At 61.5% G+C, this 19,738-nt stretch carries 17 protein-coding genes; 7 read left to right on the top strand and 10 right to left on the bottom strand.

Annotated features, from left to right (window positions below):
- Nucleotides 1-17: 17 nt before the first annotated feature.
- Nucleotides 18-1,457 (bottom strand): di-heme oxidoredictase family protein, encoded by a 1,440-nt coding sequence (locus AB1462_RS05225; protein WP_367246299.1) that lies wholly within the window; start codon nt 1,455-1,457, stop codon nt 18-20.
- Nucleotides 1,458-1,596: 139 nt separating this feature from the next.
- Between AB1462_RS05225 and AB1462_RS05230 the strand changes: the two genes are divergently transcribed.
- Nucleotides 1,597-2,160: an NAD(P)H nitroreductase gene (locus AB1462_RS05230; protein WP_090400607.1), complete on the top strand. Its 564-nt coding sequence runs from the start codon at nt 1,597-1,599 to the stop codon at nt 2,158-2,160.
- 110 nt (nt 2,161-2,270) lie between these two features.
- Here AB1462_RS05230 and AB1462_RS05235 read toward each other — a convergent pair whose 3' ends face one another.
- From AB1462_RS05235 to gap, 7 genes are all read right to left on the bottom strand, one after another.
- A complete protein-coding gene (locus AB1462_RS05235; protein ID WP_090400606.1) occupies nt 2,271-4,409 on the bottom strand; it encodes a methyl-accepting chemotaxis protein in 2,139 nt (712 codons plus the stop codon).
- Between the two features lie 140 nt (nt 4,410-4,549).
- A complete protein-coding gene (locus AB1462_RS05240; RefSeq protein ID WP_367246300.1) occupies nt 4,550-4,951 on the bottom strand; it encodes a YbaN family protein in 402 nt (133 codons plus the stop codon).
- A 394-nt stretch (nt 4,952-5,345) separates the two neighbouring features.
- Nucleotides 5,346-5,954 carry a biliverdin-producing heme oxygenase gene (locus tag AB1462_RS05245; RefSeq protein WP_367246301.1) on the bottom strand — a complete coding sequence of 203 codons (609 nt, stop codon included), beginning with the start codon at nt 5,952-5,954 and terminating at the stop codon, nt 5,346-5,348.
- Between the two features lie 134 nt (nt 5,955-6,088).
- Nucleotides 6,089-8,653, bottom strand: a complete 2,565-nt coding sequence (locus AB1462_RS05250; RefSeq protein WP_259191442.1) for a TonB-dependent receptor — start codon at nt 8,651-8,653, stop codon at nt 6,089-6,091.
- A 117-nt stretch (nt 8,654-8,770) separates the two neighbouring features.
- On the bottom strand, nt 8,771-9,739 hold the full coding sequence (locus AB1462_RS05255; RefSeq protein WP_315336328.1) for a FecR domain-containing protein: 969 nt from the start codon (nt 9,737-9,739) through the stop codon (nt 8,771-8,773).
- 74 nt (nt 9,740-9,813) lie between these two features.
- A complete protein-coding gene (locus AB1462_RS05260) occupies nt 9,814-10,332 on the bottom strand; it encodes a sigma-70 family RNA polymerase sigma factor (protein WP_090400601.1) in 519 nt (172 codons plus the stop codon).
- 199 nt (nt 10,333-10,531) lie between these two features.
- Nucleotides 10,532-11,533: a type I glyceraldehyde-3-phosphate dehydrogenase gene (gap, locus tag AB1462_RS05265; RefSeq protein WP_090400600.1), complete on the bottom strand. Its 1,002-nt coding sequence runs from the start codon at nt 11,531-11,533 to the stop codon at nt 10,532-10,534.
- A 221-nt stretch (nt 11,534-11,754) separates the two neighbouring features.
- Here gap and edd point away from each other — a divergent pair, with 221 nt between their 5' ends.
- The 4 genes from edd to AB1462_RS05285 all read left to right on the top strand — a co-directional run bounded on the left by edd (nt 11,755) and on the right by AB1462_RS05285 (nt 16,862).
- Complete coding sequence (edd, locus tag AB1462_RS05270; RefSeq protein ID WP_090400599.1) at nt 11,755-13,581, top strand: phosphogluconate dehydratase; 1,827 nt, start codon at nt 11,755-11,757, stop codon at nt 13,579-13,581.
- Entirely contained in the window at nt 13,578-14,534 is a 957-nt protein-coding gene (locus AB1462_RS05275) for a glucokinase (RefSeq protein ID WP_367246302.1), read from the top strand. The genes edd and AB1462_RS05275 overlap by 4 nt, the downstream gene beginning before the upstream one ends.
- A 134-nt stretch (nt 14,535-14,668) precedes the next feature.
- Nucleotides 14,669-15,403 carry a response regulator gene (locus AB1462_RS05280; RefSeq protein WP_024077192.1) on the top strand — a complete coding sequence of 245 codons (735 nt, stop codon included), beginning with the start codon at nt 14,669-14,671 and terminating at the stop codon, nt 15,401-15,403.
- The gene (locus AB1462_RS05285) at nt 15,393-16,862 is read left to right on the top strand and encodes an ATP-binding protein (RefSeq protein WP_090400596.1); all 1,470 of its coding nucleotides are present in this window, start codon (nt 15,393-15,395) and stop codon (nt 16,860-16,862) included. The genes AB1462_RS05280 and AB1462_RS05285 overlap by 11 nt, the downstream gene beginning before the upstream one ends.
- A 124-nt stretch (nt 16,863-16,986) precedes the next feature.
- Here the strand turns inward: AB1462_RS05285 and AB1462_RS05290 are convergent, their stop codons facing one another.
- Entirely contained in the window at nt 16,987-17,916 is a 930-nt protein-coding gene (locus AB1462_RS05290) for an AraC family transcriptional regulator (RefSeq protein WP_090400595.1), read from the bottom strand.
- A gap of 327 nt (nt 17,917-18,243) precedes the next feature.
- Here AB1462_RS05290 and AB1462_RS05295 point away from each other — a divergent pair, with 327 nt between their 5' ends.
- Together AB1462_RS05295 and AB1462_RS05300 are read left to right on the top strand one after the other, a co-directional pair.
- Nucleotides 18,244-18,585 (top strand): antibiotic biosynthesis monooxygenase family protein, encoded by a 342-nt coding sequence (locus AB1462_RS05295; RefSeq protein WP_090400594.1) that lies wholly within the window; start codon nt 18,244-18,246, stop codon nt 18,583-18,585.
- A gap of 42 nt (nt 18,586-18,627) precedes the next feature.
- Nucleotides 18,628-18,873, top strand: coding sequence for a hypothetical protein (locus tag AB1462_RS05300; RefSeq protein WP_027605503.1), 246 nt, complete (start codon nt 18,628-18,630; stop codon nt 18,871-18,873).
- Between the two features lie 125 nt (nt 18,874-18,998).
- On the opposite strand, the gene AB1462_RS05305 is transcribed toward AB1462_RS05300, so the two are convergent.
- Nucleotides 18,999-19,631, bottom strand: coding sequence for a flavin reductase family protein (locus AB1462_RS05305; RefSeq protein ID WP_259191438.1), 633 nt, complete (start codon nt 19,629-19,631; stop codon nt 18,999-19,001).
- Nucleotides 19,632-19,738: the final 107 nt, after the last annotated feature.

Below are 19,738 nucleotides of genomic sequence, written 5' to 3' on the forward strand. Positions count from 1 at the left end.
TGTAATTGGGGCGAAGCTTATAAAGAATTCAGGAACGCCAGCAACGCAGCGCGCTGCTCGGCATTGAAGGACAACACATGCTGCTGCGCCGCTTGTGCTTCACCGCCGTGCCACAACACGGCTTCGAGCAGGTTGCGGGCGCGGCCGTCATGCAGGAACTGGGTATGGCCGCTGACGGTCTGCGTCAGCCCGATGCCCCACAACGGCGGCGTGCGCCAGTCGCGGCCACCGGCCTTGAATTCCGTGCGGTGGTCGGCCAGGCCTGGGCCCATGTCGTGCAACAGCAAATCGCTGTAGGGGCGAATCACTTGGTTGGCCAACTCGGGTTCGGCGGCATTCCCGGCGGTGGTGAATGTCGGTTTATGGCAACCCTGGCAACCGGCCTGGTAGAACAGGTTTTTCCCGGCCAGCACCTGCGGCGTGTTGACGTCGCGGCGCACGGGCACGGCCAGGTTGCGGGTGTAGAACAGCACTAGGCGCAGGATGTTATCGCTGACTTCCGGCTCGCCATCGCGGCCATTGCCGTTGGGCGCCTGTTTGCAGGCGACTTGGGCGTCGGTGCAGTCATCGAAGGGTCTCAGGGAGGTGGTGAGGCCCATATCACCAGAAAACGCGTGAACATTTTGTTGATTGAGGTTGGGTTGCCCGGCTTTCCAGCCAAAACGCCCGAGTACGGTTTTTTGCGTGTCGTCATCCCAGACCCAATTCGCCCGGCCGATGAGGGCTTCCTTGTCGGCGGTCTTCGGCTCGGTGTTGCGCAGGATGTCCGCGTCGCTGATGGCTTCGAGCAGGCCCAGGCCGATCATCGGCGGGGCGATGCGCGCGGAGAAGCGCGTGTCCGGGTGCATCGGGCCATAGCCGAGCTGGGTGATCTGCAGGTCGGGCTTGCGCAGCTCGACGACGCTGCCGTCCTTGAACGTGACGTTGACCGGTGTGTAGTCGACCCGGACCTTGCCTTCAGGCGGCACGCCGGGCACTGCCATGTCCTGCAATTGCCCGCCGTAGACGGGCTCGGGCACCACGCCCGCCTGCTCGATGAGCTTGGCGTAGAGCGGCTGCTCCTGGATAGACACGGGGATCGACAGGCGCACCAGCATCGACACCGCATTGGCCGCGTCGGGCAGCGGCGGGTGGCCACGGCCGTCCTTGATATGGCAGTTCTGGCAGGCGTTGGTGTTGAACAGCGGGCCCAGGCCATCACGGGCGGTGGTGGTGGACGGCGCGATCACCCAAGGGCTGCGAAAGAAGCTGTTGCCCACGCTGAAATCCAGGCGGCGCGTGGGCGACAGGTTGGCCGAGGGCAGGGAATACGCATTCTGGTCGCGCTTGTTCACCGTCGTCGCGCCGCCCGCTCGCGATTCACCCGGCTCGGCCTTGGTGAAGCGCGGGGCGTCATCGCAGGCGGCCAGGCTCAAGGCCATCAACGCTGCGCACAGGCGAATAAGCGAACGAAACATCGAGTTTCCCGGACGAAGGCTGAAAATAAGGTCGCAAAGTCTAACAGGGCCGGGCGGATTGAATAAGAGCAATTATCGTTTGGTGGCATCCCGATTGATTCCCGCTAGAATGAGCGCACATTTTTTCTGGAGGTGGCCAATGCAGGCTCTCGACGCTTTGCTCAACCGTGTTTCCGTGCCGCGTTTGCTGGAACCGGCACCGACCCAGGAGCAGCGCGATGTGCTGTTCGCCGCCGCCATGCGTGCGCCCGACCACGGCCAACTGCGCCCTTGGCGTTTCCTCACCGTGGAAGGTGCCGCCCGTGAGCAGCTGGGCACGCTGTTGGCCGAAGCCGCCCGCCTGCAAGACGCCGATGCCCCGCAAGCCGCCATCGACAAGGCCCAGAACGGCCCGTTGCGCGCGCCGCTGGTGGTGGTGGTGATTGCCCGCCTGCAGGAGCACTTCAAGGTGCCCAAATCCGAACAACGGCTGGCAGCCGCCTGCGCGGCCCACGGCATTCTGCTGGCGGCCTATGCCCAGGGGATTGGTGCGGTGTGGCGCACGGGTGAATTGTCCTACTCGGCCCACGTCGCCAAAGGCCTGGGGCTGACGGCGGATGAGGAAGTGATTGGCTTCCTCTATTTGGGGACACCACAGAATCCACCGCGTACCGCAGCTAAAGAAGATGTGGCGGCGTTTGTGAAGGCCTGGCCTGGTCTTTGACAATGTGGGAGGGGGCTTGCCCCCGATTGCAGTGTGTCAGTCAACTCATCTGTAGCTGACACATCGCCATCGGGGGCAAGCCCCCTCCCACATTGGTCCTGTGGTGTTTCTTAAACCTTGAACTGATCCATGAGTTTCATCTGCTGGCTGGCCAAGGCATTGAGCTGGCTGCTGATGGCCGCCGATTCGGTGGCCTGGCCGGTGAGGGTTTCGGTCACGGTGCGGATCGCCGAGACGTTGCGGTTGACCTCTTCGGCCACGGCGCTTTGCTGCTCGGCGGCGCTGGCGATTTGCAGGTTCATGTCACTGATCACCGTCACTGCATCACTGATCTTGCCCAAGGCCTGCACGGCTTGATGGATCTGTCCGGCATTGCTCTGGGCTTGGCTTTGGCTGGAGTGCATGGTCGCCACCACCCCTCGGGTGCCGCTCTGGATGCGTTCGATCACCAGGCGGATTTCCTCCACCGAATCCTGGGTGCGCTTGGCCAGGTTGCGCACTTCGTCGGCCACCACCGCAAACCCCCGGCCGCTTTCCCCGGCGCGTGCGGCTTCGATCGCCGCGTTGAGCGCCAGCAGGTTGGTCTGCTCGGCAATGCTGCGGATCACTTCCAGGACTGAACCGATCTGTTCGCTGTTGACGGCCAGGGCTTCGACTTCGCCCACGGCCTTGCTGACTTCTTCGGCGAGGGTGGTGATGTCGCGGGTGCTCTGCTCGATGATCGACATGCCTTCACGCGCTGACTGGTCGGCGCCGCGCGCTGCGTTGGCAGCATTGGAGGCGCTGTTGGCGACGTCGTGGGCGGTGGCGCTCATCTCGTTGGACGCCGTGGCCACTTGGTCGATTTCGCGGAACTGCACCTGCATGCCTTCGCTGGTCTGGCGCGCGATGGCCGAGGACTGGTCAGCCGTGCCGCGTGCTTCGGTGATGCTTTGCTTGATCTGCGCGATGGTCGGTTGCAGCTTGTCGAGGAAGCGGTTGAACCAGTTCACCAGTTCGCCCAGCTCATCCTTCTTGGCGTAGGCCAGGCGCTGGGTGAGGTCGCCGTCGCCGCTGGCGATGTCTTTAAGCATGGCTGCCACGCTGTTGATCGGACGGGTGACGCCGGTGGCGGTGAGCCAGATCAGCAGCAAGCCGAGCAGGCCGGCGGCGGCACCGACCAGCAGGGCCTTGAGGGTGCCGCTGGCCTGGGCTGCGTCGAGCACGCCTTGAAGTTTCGTGCTGTCGGCAAGCATCACGTGTTTGGGCAGTTTGATCACTACGCCCCAGGCTTTGGCATCGGCAATGGGCTTGACCGGGTAAACCGCGCGGATGGTGTCGCCTTGTTCGCGGTTGACATAGCTGCCACTGGCGAGCAGTTGCACGATCTCCTTGCCTTCTGCACCGAGGGTGTCGACCAGGTTTTTTCCAACCTTGGCGGGTTCGCCACTGTAGGCCGCAATCAGGCCGTTGCTGGAAATGATCTCAAGGTGTGCCGCACCGTCGAACAGCTCTTTTTGCGCGGCGTCCGTGCTGGCTTGCAGGGTGTTGAGGGCGATATCGACACCGACCACGCCAATGACTTTCCCGTCCACGATCATCGGCAAGGAGATGGTGGTCATCAGTACTGGTGTGCCGGTCACCGTGTCTTCATATGGGTCCAGCAGGCAGGTGCTTCGGGTGTCCCGGGGGCAGGTGTACCAAATGTTGTAGGGCGTTCCGCTGAGGTTGAGGGTGGTCTTGGTCAGGTCTTCCTCGAGCATGATGGTGTTCAATGGTTCACCACCGACGCGGTTCCAGTAGCTGGAGAAGCGGCCTTTTTCGTTGGACGCGCGGGTCTTGTCATTGGCGAACTCGCTGTCCTTGCCGTCCAGGCCATTGGGCTCGAACGCCAGCCAGATGCCGAGCACTTTGCTGTTGCGTTCGAAGGTGGTTTTCAGGCTCTGGTTGAGTTCTTCACGCAAGGCGCCGGGGTCCAGCGAGCGCTTGGTGGCCAGGTTGCGCAGGTCTTTGACCTGATCGGCGATGGCGGTGATCACGGTAAGATTTTCACCAAAGGTTTTCCGCAGCAGCACGGCTTGCTCCGCTGCCTTGGCTTGCAGCAGGTTCTGCACGCTGCTGGTGAGCATTCGCGAGCTTGAATCGCTGATCAGATGGTCGTTCTGGTTGGTTTCGTAAAGGTTGATGCTGATGATCAACGCTATTACGCCCAGCAGACATAGCCCGGACAGCAGCACGATTTTCAAACGTATGGAGAGGGTGTCGAACATAGGTTCACTCGCGAATGGGCGTGTGGAAATGCATGCAATCCAGGGCCAAGTCCATTCAGCGCTATGTCTGAAACATCGGCGTAACAGATCAATTCATGAGAGATAGGCGATGGGCGGTAGGAAAACACCTACAGCCAGCGTCACACGGGCTGTGCGAGCCGTTCGGGGCGTGACCAGATCCACAGGTTGCCCAGGCTCATCCCGGCAATCGCCAGGTAGATCGGCCAGCTGTGGTCGAGCATCACCAGCATCAGGATGGCGCACAGCAGCATGCTCACGGTGGCACTGACTTTGGCCTGGCGCGCGATGATCTTGCCGTTGCGCCAGTTGAACAGGATCGGCCCGAACAGGCGGTGGTTTTCCAACCAGGCACTGAGACGCGGCGAGCTTTTGGTCGCGGCCCAGGCGGCCAGCAGGATGAATTCGGTAGTGGGCAAACCCGGCACGACAATCGCCACCAGCCCGATGCCGAGGCTGACGTAGGCCAGCAGGCCGAAGAGGATCTGCGCGATTTTCGAGGTGGATTGGGGTTTGCGGGTCATGGTGTGTGCAAAGTAGGGGATAACAAAAGAGTCGGCATTGACATGCGGTTTAAATGTGGGAGGGGGCTTGCCCCCGATAGCCATAGGTATCTACACAATTTTCAGAGACTGGCGAGTTCCCCTGTGGCGAGCGGGCTGGTCCCGCGTGGGGCCGCGTAGCGGCCCAAAAACAGCCGCTATGGAGTTTCTGATACACCGCATTCTGCTTTACTGGGCTGCTACGCAGCCCAACGCGGGACCAGCCCGCTCGCCACAGGGAGATTTGTCAGGGGCTGAAAAGTTGTGTAGATACCCATGCCCCGATAGCGGTGCATCAGCCAACAAATAGGTAACTGACCCTACGCCATCGGGGGCAAGCCCCCTCCCACAGTTGATTGCATTTCAATGTGGGCGATCAGGCCAGTTCAGGGGCGCTAGCGTACGCCTGTTCCAGCAGCACGGTGAAGCGTACAAACGCATCCACCGCGCCTTTTTCCGCTGCGGCTTCTTCCTCGGCGCTCAATTGCAGCACATCCAGGGTGCGAGTGAAGCTTTTCCAGCCTTCGGCGCGACCACCGGCCGGCTCACCCAGGTGGCGGGCACCGAAGGTTTCGCTCAGGCCCAGGCCTACGGCGCGCTTGATCAGGAACGCAGCGCCCAGCTTGGAGCCTTCGGACACGAACAGCCAGCCCAGGGCTTCGGCCTTGCTCGGGTTCTTCAGTGCACCCGCGACCGGGGCAGGCACTTCGGTATCCAGGTCTGCCAGGTCCAGCTTGGCGGCCTCGGCGCGGCAGCGTTCGGCCAGGTCAGGCACGATCTTGATCAGTTCGGCATCGTTGTACAGGGGCGCCAGTTCCGACTGAAACAGGTACTGCGCGACCACGAAACGCGCGAAGTTGGCCTGGGTTTCAAACGGGCCGTGGGCCTTGACCAGTGCATCCAGCTTGGTGTGCGGCGCGTGGGTGATCTGGTTCAGGCGCTGGGAGCGCAGGCTTGGGCGTTCTGCGGTAGGAGAAGCGGTCATGAAAAAGTCCTTGAGAAGGGGAGCGCCTTGTTGCCCTAAAGAGAGCTGTTATCAACTAGACGAACAAGAAGACGCGGCACAGTAAAAAATCCTCACCTCGCCGCTGAAATTTCGACGAGGTGAGGAAAGCTTTGTCAGATGTCCCAGATCACGTTGATCGCAAAGTTGCGGCCTGGCTGGGTCAGGCGGTCGAGGTTGGCCGGGCCGGTCACAGCGGCTTCGCCGACACTGTCGTAGCTGCGCACGTCATCCCAGTTCCAGTATTTCTTGTCGGTGAGGTTGTAGAGGCCGCCGTTGATGGTCACGTCGTTGGTGACTTTGTAGAAGGCAGTCAGGTCGACAACACCGAAGCCAGGGGTTTTGAAGGGGCCGCTGGTGTCGCCGTCCGGCGCGTGGAAGGTACTGCTGTCGACGCGATCCTGCTTTTTCACCAGGGTCCAGCTCAACAGGCCACCGTAGTTGTCCTGGTCGTAGCCCAGGCCGAATACGCCCTTGAGCGGGTTGACGCTGTTCAGCGGCTCGCCGTTATCGTCGTTGCGGCCGTAGGCATAGGACACCGAACCCTGGGTGTAGAGCCCTTGCGGGGCTCCGAATGCATCCAGGTTCAGGCGGCCTTTGGCTTCGGTCCCCCTGATGGTGGCGCGCTTGATATTGACGGCTTGGAACTGCTCAACGGTGCCGCCGACGACGGCGTTATCTTCGTCGATAAAGTCGCGGTACTTGTTGTAAAACACGGCGATCTCGAAGGAGCCTTCGTCGAACTTGCCGCGAATCCCGGTTTCGATGCCTTTGCTGGTTTCTGGCTTGAGGTCGGGGTTCGGCTCGACGGTGTAGCCCAGGTTCAGGTTTTCAAAGCGGCCGTACAGCGCCTTGGCGGATGGCGTACGGAAACCTTCGGCATATTGACCGAACCAGGTGTATTGATCGGTCAGGGCATAGGTCAGGCCAAACTTGGGCGTCACACGGTGCCAGGTTTTTTCCTTGTCGCTCACCGGGTCCGCACCTGTCGGGTTGACGGTGTTGAGGAACTCCTGGGTCAGCTTGGGTTTGAGCTGGGTGTAGTCGTAGCGCACGGCGGGCAGGAAAGTCCATTTGTCCCAGGTGATCTGGTCCTGTGCGAACAGCGAATACGTGTTGATGGTCGGGTCGGGGAAGTCGCTGGACTTCTTCACACTGTCGGAAGCCATCGGGCTGGGCGCGCCGATGGCGGTGCAACCACTGCCGACGGCCACGCAGGTCGCGTTGCCCTCCCGTGAGCCGGTGACTTTCTGCTGCTTGAGGGTGGTGCCGTAGGTCACTTGGTGATCGGTTTCACCGAGGCTGAACGCTTTGTCCAACTGGGCATCGAAAATCCACTGTTTTTCCTGGTAGAGCGTGTCGCGGGTGCGCAGGACACGACGGCCTGACTGATAGATCTCGGCGGTGGTCTGGTCGGTCTTGGCGATCTGGTAATTGAGGCTGGTCTTGATCCGGTCGGCAATCGGCGACTCAAGGGCGAAGCTGTTTTCCAGGCCGAAACGTTCACGGGTAATGGTGTCGTTACCACGACGATCGCGGTAGAGGTTGAAGCCTCGGCCGCCGACGAACGGGCCGCCCACCGCGTTCTTCAGGTTGACGTCGCGATCATCCTTGTACTTCTCATAGGTCAGGCCCAGGCGGTTGTCATCGCCATAGTTCCAGCCGAGCTTGGCCAGGATGTTGGTGGTGCGCGCGTCCTCGGGGTTGGCGCCGGTACGGGCCAGGCCGGTGGCGTTGTTGCCGTCGTAGGACTCGGTCTCGTGGCCGTTGCGCTGGCTCAGGTGCAGCAAGCCATCGAAGTCCTGCACGCGGCCGGCGACAGTGCCGGAGGTGAGCCAGCTTTCATCGGCGGAACTGTAGCCGGTCTTCAGGCGTGCGCCGACGTCCTGGCCGGGCTTGATGATGTCATCCGGGTCGAGGGTGAAGTAACTCACGGCGCCGCCGATGGCGCTGCTGCCGTAGAGGGCCGAGGCCGGGCCGCGCAGGATCTCGACGCGCTTGACGATCTCCGGGTCGACGTAATTGCGACGGGTCTTGGCGTAGGGGCCGTTGAAGAAGTTGTCGGGCACTTCCACACCGTCCACCTGGGTGAGGATGCGGTCGCCGTCGATACCGCGGATGTTGAAGCCGGCATTGCCGGCACGGGTGCCTGCGCCGCCCACCGAGACGCCGGGCTCGTAGCGCACCAGTTCGCGGATGTTGTTGACGTTCTGGCGGTCCAGCTCTTCGCGTTCATGCACGCTGACGGTGCTCGGTACGCTGTTCACATCCTGCTCGTTACGGGTGGCGCTGATGGTCACCTGTTGCAGGTTGAGGGTGCTGCCCGCCGTACGCTTTTCCAGCACGATGTTGTTATTGCCCAGCTTGCGGTAGCTCAGGTTGGTCCCCACCAACAGCCGGTCCAGGGCTTTCTCCGGCGACAGTGCGCCGCGCACGCCAGGGGACGACACGCCCTGGCCCAGCTCGGCGGGCAGGCCGACTTGCCAGCCGGTCACGGTGGTAAAGGCGTTCAGGGCCGAGACCAGTGGCTGCTGCTCGATGCTGAAGCTGTAGTTACCGTGACTGCGGGCGGCAGGTTCGGCGGCAGTCGCGGCCATCACTGGCGAACCGGCCAGCAGGATGGCGGCGGTCAGCAAGGACAGCACGGGCGAGGAGGACCGGCGGTTGAAGCAAGAGGACATCGAGAGCGCTCCGGAAGGTACGAATCTTATAGTTGCGAACCGAATCAAATAGGAATCAGTTGCATTGGCTAAGACGAGACGTACCGCCGAGGGCTATCGAGTAAAAATAATTCTCATTTAGTTCAAGATCACCAGCGCGGGGTATTCCGACAACGTGGCGGAAGTGATGTGGGCCAGCGAGCGCACTACGTCGAGGGGCTGATCAAGGCGGTAATTGCCGGTGACGGCAACGCTGGCGAGCTTGTCGTTGGTGTTGACGATCCAACCGGGGTAGTAACGACGCAACTCGGCGAGCACTTCGCTCATCGGGCAGTTTTCGAAAATCAGCCGGCCTTGTACCCAGGCCAGGTCCTTGTTGGCATCCAGCCTGGCCGGTTGGCCAAAGCCCTTGGGCCCGATGCGGATGCTTTCCCCGGCGCGAAGGCGTACGCGGGCATCGTCGAAGGTGTTGCTCAGGTCGACATCGCCGCGTTGCACCTGCACCTGGGCTTCGCCATTGAGGTAGCGCACGGCAAAGGCGGTATCACGCACGCTGGCGCGCACGGGGCCAGCGTCGATCTCCAGCGGCAGGCCATGGCCGGGCATGATTTCGAAAAAGGCTTCGCCCTGATACAGGCGGGCGATGCGCTGGTGGTCCTTGATGCTGCTGGAAAACGCCGAATTGGTGTTCAGTAACACTTTCGAGCCGTCGTCCAATTGCAGGCGTTGGCGTTCGCCCACCACCGTGAGATGGTCGGCTTGCAGGCGCACCGGCAGGTTGCTGAAGCTGAACAGGCCGATCAACAGCACGGCGGCGGTGGCCAGCGGTTTCCAGTGCGGCTTGATCCGGCGCCAGCCGCTGGGCTTGCGCGGCGCGGCCAGGGCGACGGCGGCGCTGTGTACCGGCGCGCCACCCCAGGCGGCCTGGGCCTTGCCGAAGGCGTGGACGTGGGCGGGGTCTTGGGCCAGCCAGGCTTCAAACTCGGCCTGCTGCCCAGGCGCTGGGCACTGCAAGGCGATCAGCCAGTCGAGGGCTTGGTCCATCGCCGTGTCTTGCAACACCTCATGAGCCAGCTCATGGGGGCGCAGTTTATTCGGGTCCGTCACGGTGTACCTCGGGTCTTCGCCACGTTCTATTCATCTTTCCTACAGCTTGGATCGACACTTCTGTCGGCTGAAGCTTAAGGCCGATCCAGTCTTTCGGCCACACCTACACAAATAGCCATGATCAATTTCAGTTCCTTTTGCACGGTGCTCAAGGACACGTCCAACTGATCGGCAATCTCCTGGTAACTGCACCCGTGCAGGCGGTTGAGGATGAAAATCTGCTGCTGGCGAGCGCTCAACTGGCCGAGGCTGATGCTCAGGTGCTCAAGCAATTGCTCGGCCTGGGTTGCGTCTTCGGGGGTGCTGATGGGGGCGGCGACGCTTTGCAGGATGTCCAACGGTACATCTTCCTGCAACGTACGCGCCTGAATCCTGCGCGAACGCAAGTGATCCAGCGCCAGGTTACGCGCGGTTTGGTAGACGAAGGGTTCGAGGTGATCGATCGGCCGCTCGCTGAGGGCCCGGGTGACGCGCAGGTAGGTTTCCTGCAACAGGTCCTCGGCGGTGCTGTGGTTATTCACCATCCGCTGCAAGGTGCGTAGCAGAATCACCCGTTGGGTGAGAAAGACTTGATTGAAGCGAGATTGGCTCACAGTGATACCAGACCGATTTGCAGTTAATGATAATGCTTATCATCAACTTAAATGGCAAGTGGCTATTTCTGCAGGCGTACTTAGATCAAATGTGGGAGGGGGCTTGCCCCCGATTGCAGTGTGTCAGCAGTACATTCATAACTGACCCACCGCCGTCGGGGGCAAGCCCCCTCCCACATAAGCTCATCACAAGACGGGGTTACTCTGCGTTGCACAGCGCCAGGCAGTTATCCAGCATGCGGTTCGAGAAGCCCCACTCGTTGTCGTACCAGGCCAGCACTTTCAGCAACTTGCCGCTGACCTTGGTGTGGTTGGCATCGAAGATCGACGACAGCGGGTTGTGGTTGAAGTCACTGGAAACCAGCGGCAGGGTGTTATAGCCGAGGATCTTCGAGTGTTGGCTGGCTTCCTTGAGCAGTGCGTTGACTTCGTCGGCGGTGGCTTCTTTCTTCAACTGCACGGTGAGGTCCACCAGCGACACGTTGATCACCGGTACACGCACGGCCATGCCGGTCAGCTTGCCTGCCAGCTCCGGCAGCACCAGCCCGACCGCTTCGGCGGCGCCGGTCTTGCTCGGGATCATGTTCTGGGTGGCCGAACGCGCGCGGTACGGGTCGGTGTGGTAGACGTCGGTCAGGTTCTGGTCGTTGGTGTAGGCATGGATCGTGGTCATCAAACCGCTTTCGATGCCCAGCTCGCGGTGCAGCACCTGGGCGACCGGCGCCAGGCAGTTGGTGGTGCACGACGCGTTGGAGATGATCTGGTGGGATTGACGCAGGATGTCGTGGTTCACACCGTAGACCACGGTCGCGTCCGCGCCTTTGGCCGGGGCGGAGATGATCACCTTGCGTGCACCGGCGGTAATATGGGCGGCAGCCTTGTCGCGGTCGGTGAACAGACCGGTGCATTCGAACACCACGTCGACCTTGTGCGCAGCCCACGGCAGGTCGGCCGGGTTGCGAATGGCGCTGACGGCAATCCGGTCACCATTGACGGTCAGGCTTTCCTGATCGTGGGCGACCTCTGCATCGAAAGTGCCATGGACGGTGTCGTATTTAAGCAGGTGGGCATTGATCGAGCTGTCGCCCAAATCATTGATGGCGACGATCTGCAAATCCTGGCGATAGCCTTGGGTATACAGTGCGCGCAGGACATTACGGCCGATACGGCCAAAACCATTGATTGCGATACGAAGAGTCATTGGAAAGTGCCTGTCGTCGATTTGTTGTAAGAATTACAAGATTATTCGCATAAAAATAGAAAACAAGCCTTTTTAGTGGCAATATTTTGTTCAATCTACAACGAGTGACCTGAATCAACTGGTCCGATGATCCAAACGACTCCCTGCCATCCGATGAGCGGTGGGCGTTTGATCAGCATAGACACTCAGGTCGCCACATCCGTTAGCCTGGAGTTCTACACATGCATCCCCGCGTCCTTGAGGTCACCGAACGGCTTATCGCCCGCAGCCGCGCCACTCGTGAGGCTTACCTTGCGCTCATTCGCGGCGCAGCCAGCGACGGTCCGATGCGCGGCAAGCTGCAATGCGCCAACTTCGCCCATGGCGTGGCCGGTTGCGGCACCGAAGATAAAAACAGCCTGCGCATGATGAACGCCGCCAACGTGGCAATTGTTTCGTCATATAACGACATGCTCTCGGCGCATCAGCCGTACGAACATTTCCCCGAACAGATCAAGAAAGCCCTGCGCGAAGTCGGCTCGGTCGGCCAGTTCGCCGGCGGCACCCCGGCCATGTGCGACGGCGTGACCCAAGGCGAGCCCGGCATGGAGCTGAGCCTGCTCAGCCGTGAAGTCATCGCCATGTCCACGGCGGTAGCGCTGTCCCACAACATGTTCGACGCGGCGCTGATGCTGGGCATCTGCGACAAGATCGTGCCCGGCCTGATGATGGGCGCGCTGCGCTACGGCCACCTGCCGATGATCTTCGTCCCGGGCGGGCCGATGCCGTCGGGTATCTCCAACAAGCAGAAGGCCGACGTGCGCCAGCGCTACGCCGAAGGCAAGGCCAGCCGCGAAGAGCTGCTGGAATCGGAGATGAAGTCCTACCACAGCCCCGGTACCTGCACCTTCTACGGCACCGCCAACACCAACCAATTGCTGATGGAAGTGATGGGCCTGCACCTGCCCGGCGCCTCGTTCGTCAACCCGTACACGCCGCTGCGTGACGCCCTGACCCGCGAAGCTGCGCACCAGGTCACGCGCCTGACCAAGGCCAACGGCAACTTCACGCCGATCGGCGAGATCGTCGATGAGAAATCCATCGTCAACGCCATCGTTGCGCTCAACGCTACCGGCGGTTCCACCAACCACACCCTGCACATGCCGGCCATCGCCATGTCGGCGGGCATCCTCCTCACTTGGGACGACATGGCCGACCTCTCCGAGGTGGTGCCGACCCTGTCCCACGTGTATCCAAACGGCAAGGCCGACATCAACCACTTCCAGGCGGCGGGCGGCATGTCGTTCCTGATTCGCGAACTGCTCGAAGCCGGCCTGCTTCACGACGACGTCAACACCGTGGCCGGCAAGGGCCTGAGCCGTTATGTCCAGGAACCGTTCCTGGTCGATGGCGAACTGGTATGGCGCGACGGCCCGATCGAAAGCCTCGACGAAACCATCCTGCGCCCTGTGGCGCGCGCGTTCTCGCCGGAAGGTGGCCTGCGTGTGATGGAAGGCAACCTCGGTCGCGGTGTGATGAAAGTCTCTGCTGTAGCTCCTGAGCACCAGATCGTCGAAGCACCGGCGGTGGTGTTTCAGGACCAGCAGGACCTGGCCGATGCGTTCAAGGCCGGCCAACTGGAAAAAGATTTTGTCGCGGTGATGCGCTTCCAGGGCCCGCGCTCCAACGGCATGCCGGAACTGCACAAGATGACGCCGTTCCTCGGTGTGTTGCAGGACCGTGGTTTCAAAGTCGCGTTGGTAACGGATGGGCGTATGTCCGGCGCGTCGGGTAAGATCCCCGCCGCGATTCACGTCAACCCCGAAGCCCAGAGCGGCGGGCCGCTGGCGCGGGTGCGCGATGGCGATATCATTCGCGTGGATGGCGTCAAAGGCACCTTGGAGCTTAAGGTGGACGCCGAAGAATTTGCAGCGCGCACGCCTGCCACGGGCCTGTTGGGCAATAACGTGGGGGCCGGTCGCGAGCTGTTTGCATTTATGCGCTTGGCCGCAAGCTCCGCAGAGCAGGGCGCCAGCGCCTTTACCTCTGCCTTGGAGACGCTTAAGTGAAGTTAGCGCTGGTCGGTGACATCGGGGGTACCAACGCCCGTTTTGCGTTGTGGCGAGATCAGGCACTGCATTCGATTCGGGTGCAGGCCACGGCTGATCACCAAAGCCCTGAGGACGCGATCAAGGTCTATCTCAAGGAAGAAGGCCTGGAAATTGGCGACATCGGTGCCGTGTGCCTGTCCGTCGCCGGGCCGGTGGGTGGGGATGAATTTAAATTCACCAACAATCACTGGCGCCTGAGCAAGACTGCGTTTTGCCAGACGTTGCAAGTGGATGAGCTGCTGCTGGTGAATGACTTCTCGGCCATGGCCCTGGGCATGACGCGCCTCAAGCCCGACGAATTCCGCGTGGTGTGCGAGGGTACGCCGGAACCGTTGCGCCCGGCGGTGGTAATCGGTCCGGGCACCGGCCTGGGTGTCGGTACCCTGCTGGACCTCGGCGCTGGCCGTTATGCGGCGTTGCCAGGGGAGGGCGGTCACGTCGACCTGCCCCTGAGCAGCCCACGGGAAACCCAGCTGTGGCAGCATATCTACAACGAGATCGGCCACGTCAGCGCCGAAACCGCCTTGAGCGGCGGCGGTCTGCCGCGTCTGTACCGGGCGATTTGTGCGGTCGATGGCCATACACCGGTGCTCGACACGCCCGAAGCCATCACGGCGGCGGGCCTGGCGGGCGACCCGGTGGCCATGGAAGTGTTGGATCAATTCAGCATCTGGCTGGGCCGGGTGGCCGGCAACAATGTGCTGACCACCGGTGGACGCGGTGGTGTGTATATCGTGGGCGGGGTGATACCGAGGTTTGCCGACTTCTTTATCAACAGCGGTTTTGCCAAGAGTTTCAGTGACAAAGGCTGCATGAGCGACTACTTCAAAGGCATTCCGGTGTGGCTGGTGACCGCGCCGTATTCCGGGTTGACCGGGGCTGGCGTCGCGTTAGAGCAGGCATTTGCTTAGGCCGTGATGGCCTCATCGGGCGCAAGTCGAATCGTCGCACCGCGCCTCCCACATTGGAATGCGTTTCAAATGTGGGAGGGGGCTTGCCCCCGATGAGGCCATCAAGAACACCCCATAACAACAAGGAGGACCCCGTGAGCGTAATCAGTAAATCGATTCTCCTCGTCGATGACGACCAGGAAATCCGCGAATTGCTGCAAACCTACCTCAGTCGCGCCGGTTTCCAGGTGCGTGGCGTGCCGGACGGCGCGGGGTTCCGCCAGGCGATGAACGAGGCGCCGTGCGACCTGGTCATCCTCGATGTGATGCTGCCGGACGAAGACGGTTTCAGCCTTTGCCGCTGGATTCGCCAACACCCGCGCCAAGCTCAGGTGCCGATCATCATGCTCACCGCCAGTTCCGACGAAGCCGACCGCGTGATCGGCCTGGAACTGGGGGCCGACGACTATATCGGCAAGCCGTTCAGCCCGCGCGAGTTGCAGGCACGGATCAAGGCCCTGTTGCGTCGCTGCCAGTTCGGCCAGGAGCGCAGCGGAAATGGCGATGTGCTGGTGTTCGATGAATGGCGCCTGGACATGATCAGCCACCGGCTGTTCCATGTGGATGGCGAAGAGGTGATCCTCTCCGGTGCCGACTTTGCCCTGCTCAAGCTGTTTCTCGATCATCCCCAACAGATTCTCGACCGCGACACCATCGGCAACGCCACCCGTGGCCGTGACCTGATGCCGCTGGACCGGATCGTCGACATGGCTGTCAGCCGCTTGCGCCAACGCCTGCGCGACACCGAAAAACCCCCGAGGCTGATTCGTACCGTGCGCGGCAGCGGTTATCAACTGGCAGCCAGCGTGGTTGCCGGCAATGCCCACTGAACTGCTGACCGAGCGCCGCCGCCGCTTCCCGGTCCCGCGCTCGTTGCTGGGGCGCATGTTGCTGCTGACCTTGCTCGCGGTGCTGTTCGCGCAGACGCTGTCCAGCGTGATCTGGGTCTCGCAGTTGCGTGCCACCCAGCTCGAAGGCCTGGTCACCAGCGCACGTAGCCTGGCGCACTCGATGACCGCCAGCGTGAGTTACTTCCGTTCGTTGCCGGTGGCCTATCGCCCGTTGGTCCTCGACCAGTTGCGCAGCATGGGCGGGACCCGTTTTGTCGTGACCCTCAATGACCGGCCGCTCGACATGCAAGTGTTGCCGCAAACCCCGCGTAAACAGGCGGTGCTGGTGGCCGTGGATGACGTCCTGCGCCAGACCTTGGGCGCTGACGTACCTATCTCGGTGGAGTTCGTCAGTGCTGAAGACCTGCGCATCTTCAACGCCGGCTTGAAACTGGATGAGTTGCCACGCTCCTGGGCGCATTACGCGCTGACCCTGGAACCCGTCAACCCGCCGGTATTGGTCACCCAGATCGAACTCGCCCCCGGCGAATGGCTGTACATCGCTTCGCTGTTGCCCGAGCCCTACACCAGCCTGGAAGAACAGGGCCTGCCGTCCCAGCAAGTGTGGTTTATCGTGCTGACCAGCGGCTTTTTGCTGCTGTTCATCGGCCTGTTGGTGCACTGGCAAAGCCGGCCGCTCAAGCGCCTGGCGCGGGCGGCGCGGGACATGTCCCTGGGCGCCGATGTGGAACCGGTGGCCGAAGGCGGCGGCAGTGAAGTGGTGGAAGTGGGCCGCGCGTTCAATGCCATGCGCGAGCGCATCAGCCGTTACCTGACCGAGCGCAGCCAGTTGTTCAGCGCGATTTCCCACGACCTGCGTACGCCGATTACGCGTCTGCGCCTGCGCGTGGAATTGCTCGAAGACGAGAACCTGCAAACCAAGTTCGGCCGTGACCTGGATGAGTTGGAGTTGCTGGTCAAAGGCGCGCTGCAATGTGTGAAAGACACCGATATTCACGAGAACATCCAGCCGGTCGACCTCAACCATGTGCTCGAATGCCTGGTGGAGCCTTATGTGGCCCCCAACGGTAATGGCCGGGTTACCCTGGACGGCGCAGCAGTGGCGGCGTACCCGGGCAAGCCGCTGGCGCTCAAGCGCTGCATCGGCAACCTGATCGACAATGCCTTGAAGTACGGGCAGAACGCCCATTTGCATATCGAGGACGATGGCGCGGAGTTCATCCTGCACGTCGACGACGAAGGCCCCGGCGTGCCGGAACAGCGCCTGGAACAAGTGTTCGAACCGCACTTTCGCCTGGCCGGCCAGCAGCAGGGTTACGGTTTGGGGCTGGGCATTGCGCGCAATATCGCCCACAGCCATGGCGGTGAGGTGAGTCTGCAGAATTTGCGCGAAGGCGGCTTGCGGGTCACCCTGCAACTGCCCCGGACCTTGGACTGAAAAATACCATTGGGCAAATGTGGGAGGGGGCTTGCCCCCGATGGCGGTGGGTCAGCGACAGATAAACTGACTGATACTCTGCCATCGGGAGCAAGCCCCCTCCCACATTTTGATCTTCATTGGGTCAGACGCTTTGGCGCAGTCTGGCCAAATCCCTCAGCGGTGGTGCCCCAAACAACCGGCTGTACTCCCGGCTGAACTGCGACGGGCTTTCATACCCCACCCGATACCCCGCCGCCGACGCTTCCAGCCCTTCGGCAATCATCAGCCGACGTGCCTCCTGCAAACGCAACTGCTTCTGGTACTGCAGCGGGCTCATGGCCGTAATCGCCTTGAAACGGTGGTGCAGGGTCGAGACGCTGAGGTTCACTTCCTTGGCCAGGTCATCGATGCGCAGCGGTTGTTCGTAGTTGCCATTAAGCCACTTGATCGCCTGGCTGACGCGATGGCTCTGGCTGTTGGCCACGGCAATTTCGTACAGGCGATAACCCTGCGGCCCGCGCAGCAAGCGGTAGAGAATTTCACGATTGATCAGCGGCGCCAGCATGGCGATGTCTTTGGGCGTATCCAGTAAGCGTGCCAGGCGCAGTACTGCGTCGAGCAACTGGGGGTCGATGCGGTCCACATACATCCCGCGCGATGTCGGGCGCGTTGGCACGCCCATGGGGCCCGCCTCGGCGATCAAGGCCGTGAGCTGCGCCGGGTCGATATTGATGCGCACTGACAGGTTCGGATCTTCCGGCGTGGCATCGATGATCCGCCCGGCCACCGGCATCGCCACCGAGAACACCAGGTAATTGAGTGGGTCGTAGGCAAAGATTTCGTCGGCCAGGCGCACTTCCTTACTGCCGTTGGCGAGGATGCACAATGCCGGCTCCACCAGCACCGGCATGAAGTCACGCGGTGTGTTATGGCGGTTCAGGAACAGTGACGTAATCGCCGTGCCATAGGAGCCGTCTTCCCAAGTATGACGACGCACGATGCTCGCCAGTTCGGCGCGCTGTTTTTCCGTCTCGGCATCGAGGGGCATGGACTGATGTTCGGGCGACGGCATAAGGCGTCCTCTGCATGCTTTTTTGATGGGCTCAGCTTAGCGGCGGCTTTTCAAACAGTGTTAGGTCGATTCTGCACAATCCTTGCCTGATCCTGCGACACCGCGTGAATCAGGCAAGCGTCGGGGCTGTCATCTCCCTGAAACAAGGCGTTGGCCTGTGGAATAAACCGGCGGGGCAAACGTCCTGTCTGCGCTTCTCGCAGGATTGTGCAATAAGGCTGCAGGAATTGACTAACCGCGCCCGCACCCGCGCCGTTATCTTTGATCCTGTGGCAGCACGCCCTCACAGTGCTTGCCGAGCATCACTTCTCAACGGGAGAGTCGAACATGTCCACCCCCATTCCCGCGAGCCATATGGCCTTTATCCGCGCCCGCATCGGGTGCAGCACCGAACTGGGTGCACGCTTGAGCAGTTTGATCGAACCGGGCCGTCAGGCTCAGGGTTGCCTGCAATTCTCGTTGCAGCATTCCCAGGTCGATCCCGATGTCTGGTTGATCTCGGGTTTCTGGAGCAGCGAGCAGGCGATGAGCGCCTACTTCAACTCTCCGGCCCTGATGATCTTTACCGAGCTGTTGAACGACATGGTCGTGCGCAGCATGGACTTCCAGACCTTCACCGACGCAACCGCCGCGAATGCCTACGGCGAGTACCTGCAACTGGCCGGTTAATGGTTAGAATGGCCAACTTTTCCATTGGCCAGGACCTGCAACATGGCACGTAAACAATTTGCCCACCACGAAGCCGTATCCGCCGTAGTACCGGGTGAAGGGGGCTACAGCGCCGCCGTCGCCGTCAAGGCACTGGATGGCATGGGCGCACCGCAGTTTCACAAGATCCTGGATGGACAGACGTTCAAGACGGCCTCCGATGCCGATGATGCAGCCACCGTGCAGCTTGAGCGGTTGATCGGCGTGGATGAAGAGGGTCAATTGACCTGGGCGAGCGCCGCGAGCTGAACAACGCCGACCATCTAATGTGGGAGGGGGCTTGCTCCCGATAGCAGTGTGTCAGTCAACAACGATGTTGGATGTGCCATTGCCATCGGGGGCAAGCCCCCTCCCACTTTTTTGGTGTATTTCAGTCAGGGTTTGCTGGCGCCTGGGCGGTACATCTTGAACAACGCCTCCGGTCCCAGCTGGAAGTAATCCGCCGGGCCACCGCCACGCAAGATCGGCTCGGCGGCGGCGGTGTCGTACACCCCATCCTTGAGCAACCACTTGGCAATGTGCACCGCGACCACCTCGCCCAGCACCAACCAGCTTGGCACCAACTGCTGGTCGGCGCGCTGCAGCTGGATGATCTGCGTCACCTTACACTCGAAAGACACCGGACTCTCGCCCACCCGTGGTACGCCGACGATTTTCGACGCCACCGGCGTCAGGCCGGACAACTCGAATTCATTCACATCCGGCGAGACTGCCGCGCAACTCTGGTTCATCTGCTCGGCCAACGGGCGGGTGGCCAGGTTCCACACAAACTCGCCGGTCTGTTCGATGTTGTTCAGGCTGTCTTTGCGCCCGACGCTGGAAAACCCAATGATCGGCGGAATGTAGTTGAACGCATTGAAGAAACTGTAGGGCGCCAGGTTCAGGCGGCCTTCGTGGTCGTGTGACGAGATCCAGCCGATCGGCCGTGGTCCGACGATGGCATTGAAGGGGTCATGGGGCAGGCCGTGGCCGTTGGCGGGTTCGTAGAAATGGATAGCGTCAGACATGGCCGGGGTTCTGTTCTTAATTCTGGGGCAAACATCATAACCAATGTGGGAGGGGGCTTGCCCCCGATAGCAGTGTGTCAGTCAGCTGGTTTGTAGCTGATACACCG

Source organism: Pseudomonas sp. SB113, assembly GCF_040754745.1.
Lineage (GTDB): Bacteria > Pseudomonadota > Gammaproteobacteria > Pseudomonadales > Pseudomonadaceae > Aquipseudomonas > Aquipseudomonas grimontii.

Coding starts and splice junctions, on each gene's coding strand:
- AB1462_RS05250 (WP_259191442.1), bottom strand. CDS start 8,653: ATGTCCTCTTGCTTCAACCGCCGGTCCTCCTCGCCCGTGCTGTCCTTG.
- AB1462_RS05235 (WP_090400606.1), bottom strand. CDS start 4,409: ATGTTCGACACCCTCTCCATACGTTTGAAAATCGTGCTGCTGTCCGGG.
- AB1462_RS05240 (WP_367246300.1), bottom strand. CDS start 4,951: ATGACCCGCAAACCCCAATCCACCTCGAAAATCGCGCAGATCCTCTTC.
- AB1462_RS05305 (WP_259191438.1), bottom strand. CDS start 19,631: ATGTCTGACGCTATCCATTTCTACGAACCCGCCAACGGCCACGGCCTG.
- edd (WP_090400599.1), top strand. CDS start 11,755: ATGCATCCCCGCGTCCTTGAGGTCACCGAACGGCTTATCGCCCGCAGC.
- AB1462_RS05245 (WP_367246301.1), bottom strand. CDS start 5,954: ATGACCGCTTCTCCTACCGCAGAACGCCCAAGCCTGCGCTCCCAGCGC.
- gap (WP_090400600.1), bottom strand. CDS start 11,533: ATGACTCTTCGTATCGCAATCAATGGTTTTGGCCGTATCGGCCGTAAT.
- AB1462_RS05295 (WP_090400594.1), top strand. CDS start 18,244: ATGTCCACCCCCATTCCCGCGAGCCATATGGCCTTTATCCGCGCCCGC.
- AB1462_RS05300 (WP_027605503.1), top strand. CDS start 18,628: ATGGCACGTAAACAATTTGCCCACCACGAAGCCGTATCCGCCGTAGTA.
- AB1462_RS05290 (WP_090400595.1), bottom strand. CDS start 17,916: ATGCCGTCGCCCGAACATCAGTCCATGCCCCTCGATGCCGAGACGGAA.
- AB1462_RS05285 (WP_090400596.1), top strand. CDS start 15,393: ATGCCCACTGAACTGCTGACCGAGCGCCGCCGCCGCTTCCCGGTCCCG.
- AB1462_RS05225 (WP_367246299.1), bottom strand. CDS start 1,457: ATGTTTCGTTCGCTTATTCGCCTGTGCGCAGCGTTGATGGCCTTGAGC.
- AB1462_RS05230 (WP_090400607.1), top strand. CDS start 1,597: ATGCAGGCTCTCGACGCTTTGCTCAACCGTGTTTCCGTGCCGCGTTTG.